This window comes from Algimonas porphyrae (assembly GCF_041429795.1).
In the GTDB taxonomy this organism is placed as follows: Bacteria; Pseudomonadota; Alphaproteobacteria; order Caulobacterales; family Maricaulaceae; genus Litorimonas; species Litorimonas porphyrae.
Map to the genome: position 1 here is coordinate 97,141 of NZ_CP163424.1, position 13,360 is coordinate 110,500.

A 13,360-nucleotide genomic window follows, 5' to 3' on the forward strand; every position below is an offset into this window, starting at 1 on the left:
GGGCAGCATGGCGGGTTCCCGATGAGTGGCGTGACCGGCCTATTGCCCCGCCAGCGTTGCGATCAGGGGACCGAATTCCGGGCGATTGCGAATGGGATCGAGCATTACGTCGTTTGTGGCCAGCAACACGCCCGGGTCAGATTCGGCGAAGGCGCGCTGCAGCACGGTGATGGCCGCGTCGCTCTCGCCCCACTGGGCCAGGATCTGCGCCTGCTGATACAGGCTTGAGTCGCCATATTCCGAGACGATCGCATCATAGACGGGCTGCGCGGCAGTTCGTCCCGCGCGTTTGTCCAATGTAATCGCCTGGCCGACCCGACTGAACAGAGGCACAGGTTCCTTCTCAAATGCGGCATGCGCCTCAGCCCAGTCGCCTTTCGCATGATAGGCGCACGCCATGGCATAGTAGGCGCTGGCCAGCGTCGGGTTGAGAGCCAAGGCTTGCTCGACCCTCCTGATGGTCAGATCGTAATCACGGGCAAGCAATGCGATGAACGCGGCTGAGCGGAAAGCGCGGGCATTAAGCGGATCAAGCTCCAGCACCTTGTCGATGATGGACACGGCCTGATCGGCTTGATCACCGTAAGCATAGAAAATTGCTACAGAGCGCAGCGTGTCTGCGTCGCCCGGCGCGAGGGCCTGCGCTTTTGCATAGTGCGGATAGGCGGCAGAACGATCAAGCCGGCCACTGTTGAATGCAAATGCCAGCGCGAGATGGCCCCGGACAAGGTTTGGTTCGAGCTCGATCGAGCGTTGGGCTGACGCCATGGACTGCTTGAACAGATCAGCGACGGCTTCGGCGCCGCTTGTCCAGTTGGCGATGCCGGACAGCATGATCGCCCGCATGGCCCAGGCCGACGCAAAGGCGGGATCGGCCGCAATCGCCGCATCGAACTGGGCCAACGCGGCCCGATCACTCTCTTCACCGGACGACAGATCGTAGAATGCCAGTCCACGCAGATAAGCTTCGTAAGCGGCGACATTTCCAGTGCCGCCGACCTCCTTTTGCTGATCCAGCGTTTTGCGCACTTCATCCTCGCTGACGATTTGCGCGATAAGCGCCGTCGCAACGGAGTCGGCAATTTCGGACTGAACGGCGAGCACATCGTCCAGTGTACGGTCATAGCTTTCTGCCCACCGGATCAGCCCGTCAGCAACCTGTACCAGCTCCGTCGAAATACGCATCACTGTCCCGGACCGCTGTACGCTGCCACGCAATATATTCTTGACGCCCAGAAGGCGGCCGATCTCGAACTCGTCCGCATCCGCCATCGCGGTCGAGGATGTCGGCGCGGAAACGCGCAGCAGCGGATTGCGGGCCAGCGCACGACGCAATTCACCCGACAGTCCATCCGAGAACCAGGCCTGATCCGCATCACCCGTCAGATTGGCAAAGCGAAGCACCGCCATCGAGACCGTATCCTCGGTCGGGGACCCGAACAGCTTCAATTGCCACGCGCCGAAAGCAAGGGCCCCACTGCCTGCGACAACACCGCCAGCCAGAAGCGCCCGTCGCGATAGGGCAGGCCGGTGCGTCGGACCGGGCCGGGGCATGCGCGCCGTAGCGGCAGCCACACCCGAGACGGCGTTACGCTGCATGGCGTCTTCGTCATCCCCAGCCTGTGCCTGGGCTCTGACTGCAGCGATAATCCGCTCGCCTTCACGGCTCTGCGCATCGCCCGTCCAGCCCTGAATATCGATCATCTGGATTTGACGAAAGCCCAGCGGGGCCATGGTCCCGTCAAGTGACAGCGGGACCAGACGGTTCTGCTCCCGGCCGAATTGCGCTTCGTCCCGGACCCAATTCGAATTCACGGACAGTTCGGACCAGAGAACGACCACACAGTCCGCGGCTTCGAGGGCCGCCTCTGTCGTTGGCAGATAGGTGTCGCCGCCTTCGAGCAAATCGTCCCACCAGACGTCGAACCCTGCCCCCTCGAGAAGCGACACGATGGTCCGAGCGATATCCTGCTCTGCACGCGTATAGCTCAGGAATATTCTGGGCCGGACAATTTCGTCCTCCCCGTCCCTGTCCGTTTCATCAGCCATAGATTATCCGCGCGACCCGGCCTTCAGACTAGATCGAGACGACAGGCCTGACCAGTCTGAATCTGATGTACTGCCATCGGCGACAGCCCGACTGCTTCAGCGCCGCCTTAGGGCTTTTGCGTTTCGACCCAGGCTTTGACTTTCTCTTCGAGCACGGACAACGGCACGGCACCGTTTTCCAGCACAGTGTCGTGGAAGAGGCGGATGTCGAAGCCGTCGCCCAACTCGGCTTCGGCCAAGGCGCGCAGCTCACGTATTTTCAACTCACCAATCTTGTAGGCCAGGGCCTGGCCCGGGCGGGTGATGTAGCGATCGACTTCATTGTTGATGTTTTTGACCGAGAGGCCCGTATTGTCGATCATGTAGTTGACCGCTTCCTCCCGCGTCCACCCCATCGAATGCATGCCCGTGTCGACGACCAGACGACAGGCTCGCCACATCTCGTAAGAGAGCCGCCCGAAATTGGTGTAGGGCGTCTCATAGAACCCAACGTCCAGACCGAGACGTTCGGAATAAAGGCCCCACCCTTCGATGAAGGCCGTGAACCCGCCATATTTACGGAAGTTGGGCAGCGTCAATTCCTGCGACAAGGCAATCTGGAAGTGATGGCCAGGCACGGCCTCATGCAGCGACAGCGCTTCCATTTCGTAGAGCGGTCGTTTGTCTAGATTGGTCGTGTTGATATAATAGAAACCTGCCCGCGACCCGTCGCCTGCCGGACGACTATAATAGGCGGTCGTCGTCTTTTCGGCTACGTCCAGCGGGATTTCCTTGATGCCGTAAGGCATGCGCGGAAACTTGGTGAACAGTTCCGGCAGTTTCCCATCCATTTTCTTCAGTATGACCGCCGCCGCATCCATACGCTCCTGTGCGGTCTTGGGATAGAATTCCGGGCTGGTCCGCAGGAAATCCTGAAATGCTTTGAACGTGCCGTCGAAACCCGCCTCTTGCTGGACCGCGTCCATCTCCGCGCGAATACGCGCCACTTCGGAAAGGCCGATCTGATGAATCGCGTCCGGTGTGAGTTCGGTCGTGGTGAACATCTTGGCCAGATAGTCATAATAGTCGGCCCCACCCTCGATCGACGACAGGCCCACATCGGTGCGACAGTTCGGCGCGTACTCGTCCAGATAGAACCGCTCGAACGCTTCCAGACCCGGAATCACAGCGTCGGTGATCAGCGTTTCAGCGCGTTGTCGATAGGCGGCGAAGGCCTCCGGATTCACGCCCGTCGGGCGCGTGTCGAACGCATCCATCATCACGCTCTCATTGATATCATCGACGATATGCGCGCGAATGGAAGCCTCATAGCCGGCCATGGGCGCGCAGGGTTGGACCCACCCGGCCTCGATGCCGGACCGCAACCGGCCCGTGGCTTTCGCCAGATAGTCGGGTGCGGCGGCGAGCCGCGCAAGGTAGCTGTCATAATCGGCGGGCGTGCGAAACGGCAGGCGGCTGACCATGCCAGTAATCACCGTATGCGGTCCGGCACGATTGGTCATGGCCATATAGCGCCCGCCATATGAGGCGGCTTCGATCGCGCTTTCGAGCTCGAGTTGGATAAGCTGCAGGTTCAGCTGATTGTCGGGGCTCAGCCCTGCGGGGTCGATCGCTTCAAACTGGGCCAGAAACTCCTTTTGCCGCTCAACCTGCACGTCATAGGCTTCAAGGGAGGGGTCGCTCAGCCTGTCGTCATAATCCCGAACGCCAAGGGAGGTCGCAAATGTCGGCGCAGTGGACAGCGTCCAATCCCAGTGCGCTTCCAGCAGCCCTTCGAAACGCGCATCTGCATCGCTCATGATGGCTGAGGAATCGTGTGGCGGTGTCTGCTGTGCGCTCTGGGAGGTGTCCGTTGGTGCGCTACACGCCATGACTAGAGCGGCGGCCCCAACACTGATCACAGATTTTAATGTCAAACGATACGGCATCATCATGGGTCCTCTGTTTTGCCTACAGTAACAAATCAATCGACCCCGATGTAAGCGATAAGTTTCAAGGTCAGACTGGACTGATAATCGGGACCCTAGACAGGTCCGGAAGAAGGCCGAGGCTTGCGCCCATGACAAAGGAGCGCGCAGCCTTGAGGAATAGAAAATTGGAGCGGGCGATGGGATTCGAACCCACGACATTCAGCTTGGGAAGCTGACGCTCTACCCCTGAGCTACGCCCGCCGCGCGGCTTGCTTATGGGAGACACCGCACCGGAGCAAGCGATATGGCGGCCGGATCTGTGTGCCGTTCGCTGTCATGACGGCGCCATCATTCTGGTCTAGGGATTGTCGTATGTTCCCACCAAAAACCCTCCTGAAATTTCGCCGTTTCCTCGCCATTCCCCTGCTTGCCATGGCAGCGTCCGCTCAGGCTGCCCCAGATAATCCTGATGCCTGGCGTTTCGATCGCCATGCCGATGATCTGCGCGACCGCTCATGCCAGGCGACGTCAGAAGCGGCGTCAATACCCCCATCAGCCGACACGGCGTTCACGCCCTTGCCACTCCATATTCGAGACGTGTCGACGCATGGCGCGACCCTGCCGGACGACGTTCGCATCGCGGGCACGTGGGCACTGACTTCCAGCGAGAACGTCTTTGGCGGACTGTCGGGCCTGAGCGTCCTCAATGATGGCGACCTGCTTGCCGTGTCCGATACGGGCCGGTTCGTGCACATCGGGATGACGGACGGCATGCCCAACGGCTCTGCCGGGATCGCGCCCATGCGGTTTGCCAACCCGCTGATCCGTCCAGGCAAGCTGACAGCGGACGCCGAAGGGCTGGACGTTCGCGACGGACTGGCGCTTGTCAGTTTCGAACGCAATTTCCGCATTCTGGCCTTTGCGCTGGACCGTTGCGGTGCGCAGGCACGCGGCGTCCTGATTGCGAAGCCGCCAAAGCGCTTCGATCGCGTGCGCGTCCGCGCCAATGCCGGACCGGAAGCCATCACGCTCGACCCGGCAGGGCATCTGCAGGTCGGCTATGAACAGCCTCGTGACGGGCGCATGGTCACGGGACAGGTGCTGCACGACGGCACGGTCGCCCTGTCCGGTCCGGTAGACGCGCCCGCTCTGGAGCCGGGCTTTCGTCTGGTCGGCATGGATCATCTGCAGCTCACAACCGGCCATCAGGTCTCCGTCCGCCTGCTGCGGGCCTATGAGCGGGAGCGCGGCAACCGGTCCATCCTGCAGTTTGGCGGTGATCTGTCCCTGCCGAGCCTCCGCCTCTTCCCGCCGCTCACGGTCGATAATTTCGAAGGCGTCGTCCTGACGGAGACGCAGACCGGGCTGCGCGCCTATATCATCGCTGACGATAATTTCTCCGACCGGCAACAGACGCTGCTCTATGCGCTGGAGATTGACCGCGATCCGGCCAGCGATCATCCGGACCGCTAATCCTTCGACCTGTCTTTCATGCCGGGCCGTATCGGCGCGACAGGGACCTCGCAAAGTCCTGCTGATCCTGATAGGATGGTGACCATGACCTTGCTCAGACAGATTGGCCTGCCGGCCCTCATGACCCTGGCTCTTTTTGTGGCGCCCGCGGCCCGGGCCGACGATACGGCCACGGAACCCGCCTTTCACCCCGCCTGCACCGACGCTCCGTTCCGCGATTTCGACTTCTGGATCGGCAACTGGGACGTGACCGGACCCAATGGTCAGGTGGCGGGCGTCAACCGGATCACCGCCGAAGAAGGCGGCTGCCTGCTGGTGGAACGCTGGACGGGCGCAGGCGGCGGCACGGGACAGAGCTATAATTTCGTCGACCGCGATAGCGGCCAGTGGCGTCAGGTCTGGGTCTCGGCTGCCTTCACCATCGACTATTCCGGCGGGCTTGATGAGAGTGGGGCCATGGTTCTGGAAGGCCGTATCGCCTATGCTGCCAATCCCGACAATAACGGCCCCTTTCGCGGTCGATGGACGCTGCGCGATGACGGCACGGTCGAACAGAGTTTCGAACAATATTCAGCGACAGCCGATCAATGGATGCCCTGGTTTACTGGCATCTATAAGCGCCAAGCCGAATAAGTCAGCGATCCTCGCGCGCCGACCCGCTTCCCCCGACTTTCTCATCTCTCCCAGGCATTGATGGCCGGGACGGTGGCTTTAACGGACTGGTCTGCAGGCAGGTGCCATTCTCCAACCTGAGGCGGTCTCCGGCATCAGACTTGATCTGATCCCTACATGTCAAAGGCGACACGAGGCATGGTTTTAGGCGGGGATTGGGTTTGTGCGGAGCGGGGATTGAATGCCGCCTATCCAGTGCCCCCACCCGGTTGCCACAACCCGCTCCCGCCGCCCCTCTCGGCCAGACGCAAAGTCAGGAGATGGCCCCACCGATCAAGTCGGAGGATGAAGGCATGAAGGGACCGCAATTCTGTTCGCGCTCATCTGTCATCGCCGCCCCGCTAACTCACGTCAGCTTTCAGGAACTTTCCGGCGCATGAATTTCAATGCTGACCAGTCGGCGTCAACGGCGCAGACTTTGACGTCGACCCAGCCTGTCGGCAGGATCACCGTACGAAGATCGCCTTCGGTCAGGTCCTTGTGCAAAGGGGAGGATTTTTTTGGCCAAGAAACCCAGAGCGATCCACCGGGCCCGACCTTGTCCAGAGCGGCGTGAATTTTCCGGTTCAGCGTTTTGCGGTCCGGACAGAAGAGATGGACGATATCGGCCTGTCTGGCGCGGACCCGGAAGGCGACATCTTCCGCGCCCTCGACGAGATCACGGTAATGCGGAGGCGCACCGATCGACAGGCAGGTCAGGCCCGGCTTCAGACCGAGTTTCCTGAAGAGTGGCGTGCCGGAATAGCTCTGGCTCCGCCCGTCATTCCGGCTGCACATTTTATCCGTCATCGACCTCCCCTTTCGTCGGGGGCAGCTTAGCCGTGAAGAGGCGATGAGTCAGCAAAAGGAAATCCCCGGCCACTGGCCGGGGATAGAAGGTCATCGGTCGCGAGGATGCGACCCCTCAACCTGATGTCGCTCAGGCGACGTTGGCGAACTGGTTCATGGTGTTGTGGGCCCCGCCAGCTTTCAGCGCGCGGTCGCCGCCGGTCATTTCCTTGAATGTATCGCCCAGGTCGGAGCCGACTTCGTGCTGGTGCTTGACCGCGCTGACGCCGCCGCGGATTTCCGCGCGCTGCACGTTTTTCACGTAAGCCAGCATCTTCTCGTCGCCATAATAGCCCTCAGACAGCCGATCCATGCCGAGCGCGTCCATATGGAAGGTTGGCAGAGTGATGAGATTGTGGAAAACCCCGGCTTCACGGGCAATGTCGGTCTGGAAGGCCTGCAGACGGGCATCGGCTTCGATACCCAGCGGGTCTTCGTCGAAACGCGCGCTCATCAATTCCGCTTCCGGATAGCTGCTTTCGTGGATTTTGCCGTCCGCGATCCAGTCTTCGCGCACCTGCTTGCGCAGGTTCAGCGTCCAGTTGAAGCTGGGCGAGTTGTTGTAGGTCAGCTTGGCGTGCGGCGCGGCTTCGCGAACGCGGTTCACCATGCCGGCGATCTGCGCGACATTGGGCGTGGCCGTTTCGATCCAGAGCAGGTCCGCCCCGCCATCGTTGAGCGCTGCGATACAGTCCTCGACCACGCGATCCTCACCCGTATCGGGCTTGAACTTGTAGAGGCCATTAGGCAGCCGCGTCGGCTTGACCAGCGCATCACCGAGACGGATCGCGACGTCGCCCTCTTCCAGATCGCTCAGGCTTTCAACCGGCGTGGCGTCGAGCCATTTGGTATATTCTGCCGCATGGTCGCCTGGCTCATTGGAAACGGGGATTTTCTGCGTCAGGCCGGCACCGAGACTGTCGGTCCGCGCAACGATAACACCGTCATGCACACCGAGTTCTTCGAACGCCATACGCACGGCGCGCAGCTTCTCTATGAAGTCCTCGCGCGGGACCGTGACCTTGCCGTCCTGGTGGCCGCACTGTTTGGCGTCCGACACCTGGTTCTCGATCTGGATGCAGCAGGCCCCCGCCTTGATCAGTTCCTTGGCGAGCAGATAGGTCGCGTGGACGTTGCCAAAACCGGCATCAATGTCGGCGATGATGGGCCTGACATAGGACTCGAATCCGTCAATCTTCGCAATGACGGCCTGTCGCGAAACCTCGTCTTCCGCGGCTTTCAGCTCGGCGAAGAGATCGTTCAGATCGACCTCGTCCGCTTGGCGAAGCGAGGTATAGATCTCGTTGATCAGGTCGGTCACCGCCGTCTTTTCGTGCATGCTCTGATCCGGCAGATGGCCGAAACTGTTGCGCAGCCCCGCCACCATCCAGCCGGAGAGATAGACATAGGCGCGATCGAGCGTCCCCTTCTGGCGCTTAATCGCCCGCATCATCTGCATGGCATGAAAGCCGGACCAGCAGCCGAGCGACTGGGTGAATTGGCTGCTATCCGCGTCGTAGCGGGCCATGTCTTGTCGCATCAGCGTGGCCATCGCCTTGGCGATGTCCAGATGGGTTTCATAGGTGTTCTGGATTTTCAACTGGGCGATATCTTCAATGTCGATGCCGCCGGGCACACCGTTCGGGTAGCGGACGGTGATGTCGTTCAGTGTCTGCGTATAGCTCATCTTATGTCTCCAAGATGTCGTAGGCGGAAAGTGTCAGAAATTCGGGCAGGTCCGCGGACGTGGCCGTCTGGGTGAAGAGGCGCGCAGCCTCGGGGAAGCGGCCGGTGATGAAGGCGTCACGGCCCAGTTCGGCCTGCAGCGCGTCGAACACGGCGTCGAAAATGCGCTGATAGAGCGTGCTGCTCATGCGTTCCGTCTTGCCGTCGGCCATCTGCACATCCGCCCCGTGGCGCAGCCACTGCCAGACCTGCGTGCGGCTGATCTCGGCTGTCGCCGCATCTTCCATCAAACCGTGGATCGGGACCGCGCCCCGGCCCGACAGCCAGGCGGCGATATAGCGAATGCCGACTTCGATATTGGTGCGCAGACCCGCTTCCGTGATGGTGCCGTCATGCGGTTCGAGCATGGCCGCGTCGCTGATACGCGGATTCTGCCGCTGCTTCCGGATCTGGTGCTTGCTGGGCATGTGGGCATCGAATGCCGCCCGCGCCGTGGCGACCATGGCCGGATGCGCGACCCAGGTCCCGTCATGACCGGCGCGGACTTCGCGGTCCTTGTCGGCTTTGATCTTGGCAAAGGCTGCCTCATTGGCTGCCGCGTCGTTCTTGACCGGAATCTGCGCAGCCATCCCGCCCATGGCGTGCGCGCCACGGCGATGGCAAGTTTCGATCAGACGCAAGCTGTAGGCCCGCAGGAAATCACGGTCCATGCCGACCTGCGCGCGGTCCGGCAGCAGGAACTGCTTATGGTTCCGCAGCGTCTTGATGTAGCTGAAGATATAATCCCAGCGTCCGCAGTTCAGCCCCGTAATATGGCGCCGCATGACATAGAGGATTTCTTCCATCTGGAAGGCGGCAGGCAGGGTTTCGATCAGCACGGTCGCCTTGATCGTGCCGTTCTCCAGCCCCAGCGCGGCCTGAGCGAAGTTGAACACATCGTTCCACAGGCGCGCTTCCTGATAGCTCTCCAGCTTTGGCAGATAGAAGAACGGACCGCGACCGTCAGCGGCAAGCGCCTTGCCGTTATGGAAAATGTGCAGGCCGAAATCGAACAGGGATGCGCTCATCGGCAGACCGTCCACCGTGACGTTGCGCTCCTCCAGATGCAGGCCGCGCGGACGGACCAGAAGCGTCGCCGGATCGTCCCCCAACGCATAGGACTTGCTGTCCGTTTCCAGCGTCAGATCGCCCGCCGTGTAATCGATCATGTTCGCCTGACCCTCGATCATATTGGCGAAGGTCGGGCTGCTGGCATCTTCGAAATCCGCCATGAACTGGGTCGCGCCGCTATTGAACGCGTTGATCATCATCTTGCGGGAGACGGGCCCGGTGATCTCGACGCGGCGGTCGGTCAGGGCCGCCGGGGCCGGATCGACTTCCCAGACACTATTGCGGATATGCTGCGTTTCCAGCGGAACGGTGGGCAGCTCGCCATCGTCGAACCGGTCCTGACGCAGCTGGCGATCAGCCAGCAGGATTTTGCGCTGTGGCCCGAAGCGGCGTTCGAGATCCGCGAGAAAGAGCAACGCGTCAGGCGTCAGAACGCGGTCGATCTCCGGGACCGCCTGTCCTGACGCAGGACCGACCACCTTGGCCAGCACGCGGTGACGCGGAATGGGCTGAGACGGGGCTGTGACGGGTGCGTTCATGACACTCTCCTTGAAAGGTTCGAGCGTCGGCTAGCGAAGATTTTTGTACGTGTCTGTAAAATGGAGGTTGCTTTGTTGAGTTTGTAAAGTCAAAATCTGTCAAATAGAAAAGATTGCAATAGATCGACCGGATCACAGCACGCGTGAGAACAGCCATGGCCAAGACTGAAAAACTTCTGATCGGTCCGCGACTGCGAAGATTGCGAACGCAGTTGGGTCTGACCCAGACCCGCATGGCGGAGGATCTCGGCATTAGCGGGTCCTACCTCAATCTGATGGAGCGCAATCAGCGCGCCATGTCGGCCAAGGTCCTGCTGAAACTGTCCGAGACCTATGAGATCGATCTGTCGGACCTGACATCCGGCACGGACCGGCAGCTGGTCGGCGAGTTGTTCAGTGCGCTCCGCGATCCGGCGCTGGGCAAGGAGCGTGTGCCCAAATCCGAAGTCGAAGATGTGGTTGGGGCCAGTCCCGCCACGGCCCGCGCGCTCGTCAATCTGCATCAGCGTCATACGGAACTGTCGCGCCGGATGCTGCGTGACGAAGGCGCGGACGAAGCCGCCAGCACGTTGCGCGACAGCGTGCCTGCGACCGATCTGATCCAGGACGTACTCTACCGGGCCCGCAATTATTTCGACCCGCTGGACCGGGCCGCCGAAGCGCTCAACGATAGGATGAATTTGCGGCGGGGCGAACCGATGGCGGACCTGCGCGCCCGGCTCAGATCGCACAAGATCCTGGTCCGGGTTCTGCCTTATGATCTATTGCCGAATATGCTGCGCTATTTCGACCGCCATAGCGGGCGGCTGAACCTGTCCGAACTGCTGCCGGACGCGTCGCGGCGCTTTCAGGTCGCCGCCCGGCTGGCGCTGCTGGAAGAAGGCGACATGATCGACCGGATCGTCGCGGATGCCAAGCTGCCCAACCGGGACGCCGAGCGCCTGCTGCGCACGACGCTGGCCAATTATTTCGCCGCCGCCCTGCTGATGCCCTACGGGGCCTTCCTCAAGGCGGCGGAGGATCTGCGCTACGATATGGACGCGCTCGCCCATCGCTTCGGAACAAGCGCCGAGCAGGTCGCGCACCGTCTGACCACGCTCAATCGCAGCGGCGCGCGCGGCGTCCCGCTCTTCTTCGTGCGTCTCGATATTGCCGGAAACCTGTCCAAACGGTTCAGTCAGGGACGGTTCGTCTTTCCGCGCTTTGGCGGGCTCTGTCCGCGCTGGGCCATTCACGAAGCCTTCGCCTCACCCGACCGGCCGATCGTGCAATGCGTGGAGATGCCCGCTCCGAAAGGTGAAAAGGGCGACCGCTATCTGACGATCGCGCGCCGTGTCACCCGCGCCGGCGGCACGTCGAGCGAACCCGCGCAGAGCTTCGTCATCGGCCTGGGCTGCGACATGAGCCACGCCAGCCGCCTCGTCTATTCGGACTGGCTGACAGGGGGCCTGTCCGGCGCGCCCATGCCGATCGGCCCGAACTGCTATCTGTGCGACCGCGACGCCTGCCCCCAACGCGCCCACCCCCCGCTCGGACGTGACGCGATCCACGATGATCGCGCGAGAGGTCTGGGCCAGTTTGCGATTGGGAAGGAGGGGTGAGTATTGGTGTGAAGACCCTTCTGACACAGTCTGTTGTAGATGAAGCTGATTTATCCATTGGGACAGAGCGTTGGATCGCTGACACCAAGATCAAAGGCTTCGGGCTACGAATATGGCGTCGATCTTATGGAACTATTGGAAAAGCTTATGCCCTGCGCTTCAAGGGTGAGAACGGTCACCCGACCCGTAAAACCTTCGAGACCTATCGAGCTCATTATGACGTATGGGACGAGCGGCATTGGGATCATTGGTTCGATCAAGCTCCGGATGGCGGAGAAAGAACGCGACTACCCTATGACTCCATAACGCTCGGTGACCTTATCGAACATGCAAGACGCTGGGCACAGGATGAGATCGACAAGGTCAGGGGACGAAAATTCATCGGGGACGCGGAATATAAACGTTTCACCTTCATGACTTTGGACGAGGAGGAGGCTTATCAGCAAGACATTATCCGGAAACGGATCGAGAGCTACTCACTCGCCAGGGTCCGCGATATTGTCATCCTCAATCTCAAGACCCAAGGCATCTCCCAACAATATATCGATAGGCTTGATAAAGTCTTTGATCACTATGTCCCTGAAGACCTGAAAGCCAAATTGATCATTAACGTCGATCTGGAAGATGTTCGGCAAATACTCGATCAAGCGCCTTCCATATCAAATCTGAAAATACTCCGAGGTTTTCTCGGTAGATTAGTTGAATTCTGTCAACAGCATGGAGTCCATGGCAAGCTTAGTCGATACAGAATGGCTAAGCTTGGGCCTCCGAAAGTCAAATCTGTCGACTTTATGACTGATGGTGAACAAGGATGGCAAGACTTGTTCCAATATCTGGAGGACACCGACGATCTGTGGCAGCAGGCACTTTGCCTTCGTTTCTATTTCCTCGCAGCTACACCGCCCCTCTCAAAGGTGATGAGTGCACGCTGGGATCAGATGAAAGGCTTTGATTTTCTTAGACCGAAGAGAAATGAAGGCGAGCGATTCTTTATCGACTGGATTTACGGGACAGGCTGGCGATCAACATACCGGTTATCGCAAACCACATTTGATACACTTATAAAGGCCCGCGACCGTGCCTCCAATTGTATCGGCGATAGCCCCTATTGTTTTCCCAGCCCATCGAAACATCATATCGGAAAACCTATCACTAGCGTCTCTGTTGTTTGGGACCGCTGTTTATCAGACCTCAAACTGCCTCTTATCTCCCCTAAGCAGGCCATGAATTCTTATTTGGCCCATCTTTACCCTACACGCTTTCCGAGATGAAGTGAGACGACTGCGTCCAAGTGCGACGCAATCCTTGTTTGAAACTCAAATAGCGATGTAACTACCTTTAGTTGAACGAATTTCACGATTGGGGTCCACGCATCACTCGATTTTATAATGATAGATGCAGAGTGGATTGCATTGGCAAAAATTGAAAAATGAAAAAAATGGATTGTGGCAGCTTTGTCCAATACTTGGGCAACCTCGTGCGACTACGTCTC

Annotated in this window: 9 protein-coding genes and 1 tRNA gene; 4 read left to right on the forward strand and 6 right to left on the reverse strand. The window is 59.9% G+C overall.

From position 1 onward, the window contains the following. Positions 1-39 precede the first annotated feature (39 nt). The 3 genes from AB6B39_RS00470 to AB6B39_RS00480 form a co-directional block, all read right to left on the reverse strand. Positions 40-2,049: a TIR domain-containing protein gene (locus AB6B39_RS00470; protein ID WP_284371985.1), complete on the reverse strand. Its 2,010-nt coding sequence runs from the start codon at positions 2,047-2,049 to the stop codon at positions 40-42. Between the two features lie 107 nt (positions 2,050-2,156). Then, positions 2,157-3,848: a DUF885 domain-containing protein gene (locus AB6B39_RS00475; protein ID WP_284371981.1), complete on the reverse strand. Its 1,692-nt coding sequence runs from the start codon at positions 3,846-3,848 to the stop codon at positions 2,157-2,159. A gap of 297 nt (positions 3,849-4,145) precedes the next feature. Beyond that, positions 4,146-4,220, reverse strand: a tRNA-Gly gene (locus AB6B39_RS00480). Positions 4,221-4,331: 111 nt separating this feature from the next. Between AB6B39_RS00480 and AB6B39_RS00485 the strand changes: the two genes are divergently transcribed. Both AB6B39_RS00485 and AB6B39_RS00490 read left to right on the forward strand, forming a co-directional pair. Continuing rightward, the gene (locus AB6B39_RS00485; RefSeq protein WP_284371978.1) at positions 4,332-5,432 is read left to right on the forward strand and encodes an esterase-like activity of phytase family protein; all 1,101 of its coding nucleotides are present in this window, start codon (positions 4,332-4,334) and stop codon (positions 5,430-5,432) included. 84 nt (positions 5,433-5,516) lie between these two features. Then, a complete protein-coding gene (locus tag AB6B39_RS00490; protein WP_284371976.1) occupies positions 5,517-6,065 on the forward strand; it encodes a hypothetical protein in 549 nt (182 codons plus the stop codon). Positions 6,066-6,455: 390 nt separating this feature from the next. Here AB6B39_RS00490 and AB6B39_RS00495 read toward each other — a convergent pair whose 3' ends face one another. The 3 genes from AB6B39_RS00495 to aceB form a co-directional block, all read right to left on the reverse strand. Next, positions 6,456-6,893, reverse strand: a complete 438-nt coding sequence (locus AB6B39_RS00495; protein ID WP_284371974.1) for a DUF3052 domain-containing protein — start codon at positions 6,891-6,893, stop codon at positions 6,456-6,458. Positions 6,894-7,023: 130 nt separating this feature from the next. Next, positions 7,024-8,619: an isocitrate lyase gene (locus AB6B39_RS00500; RefSeq protein ID WP_284371972.1), complete on the reverse strand. Its 1,596-nt coding sequence runs from the start codon at positions 8,617-8,619 to the stop codon at positions 7,024-7,026. Between the two features lies 1 nt (position 8,620). After that, entirely contained in the window at positions 8,621-10,267 is a 1,647-nt protein-coding gene (gene aceB / locus AB6B39_RS00505) for a malate synthase A (RefSeq protein ID WP_284371970.1), read from the reverse strand. A 155-nt stretch (positions 10,268-10,422) separates the two neighbouring features. Between aceB and AB6B39_RS00510 the strand changes: the two genes are divergently transcribed. Together AB6B39_RS00510 and AB6B39_RS00515 are read left to right on the forward strand one after the other, a co-directional pair. Continuing rightward, the gene (locus AB6B39_RS00510; RefSeq protein WP_284371968.1) at positions 10,423-11,868 is read left to right on the forward strand and encodes a helix-turn-helix domain-containing protein; all 1,446 of its coding nucleotides are present in this window, start codon (positions 10,423-10,425) and stop codon (positions 11,866-11,868) included. An 8-nt stretch (positions 11,869-11,876) separates the two neighbouring features. Continuing rightward, positions 11,877-13,139: a hypothetical protein gene (locus tag AB6B39_RS00515; protein ID WP_284371966.1), complete on the forward strand. Its 1,263-nt coding sequence runs from the start codon at positions 11,877-11,879 to the stop codon at positions 13,137-13,139. Positions 13,140-13,360: the final 221 nt, after the last annotated feature.

Coding starts and splice junctions, on each gene's coding strand:
- AB6B39_RS00485 (WP_284371978.1), top strand. CDS start 4,332: ATGTTCCCACCAAAAACCCTCCTGAAATTTCGCCGTTTCCTCGCCATT.
- AB6B39_RS00510 (WP_284371968.1), top strand. CDS start 10,423: ATGGCCAAGACTGAAAAACTTCTGATCGGTCCGCGACTGCGAAGATTG.
- AB6B39_RS00475 (WP_284371981.1), bottom strand. CDS start 3,848: ATGAGCGATGCAGATGCGCGTTTCGAAGGGCTGCTGGAAGCGCACTGG.
- AB6B39_RS00495 (WP_284371974.1), bottom strand. CDS start 6,893: ATGACGGATAAAATGTGCAGCCGGAATGACGGGCGGAGCCAGAGCTAT.
- AB6B39_RS00490 (WP_284371976.1), top strand. CDS start 5,517: ATGACCTTGCTCAGACAGATTGGCCTGCCGGCCCTCATGACCCTGGCT.
- aceB (WP_284371970.1), bottom strand. CDS start 10,267: ATGAACGCACCCGTCACAGCCCCGTCTCAGCCCATTCCGCGTCACCGC.
- AB6B39_RS00500 (WP_284371972.1), bottom strand. CDS start 8,619: ATGAGCTATACGCAGACACTGAACGACATCACCGTCCGCTACCCGAAC.
- AB6B39_RS00470 (WP_284371985.1), bottom strand. CDS start 2,049: ATGGCTGATGAAACGGACAGGGACGGGGAGGACGAAATTGTCCGGCCC.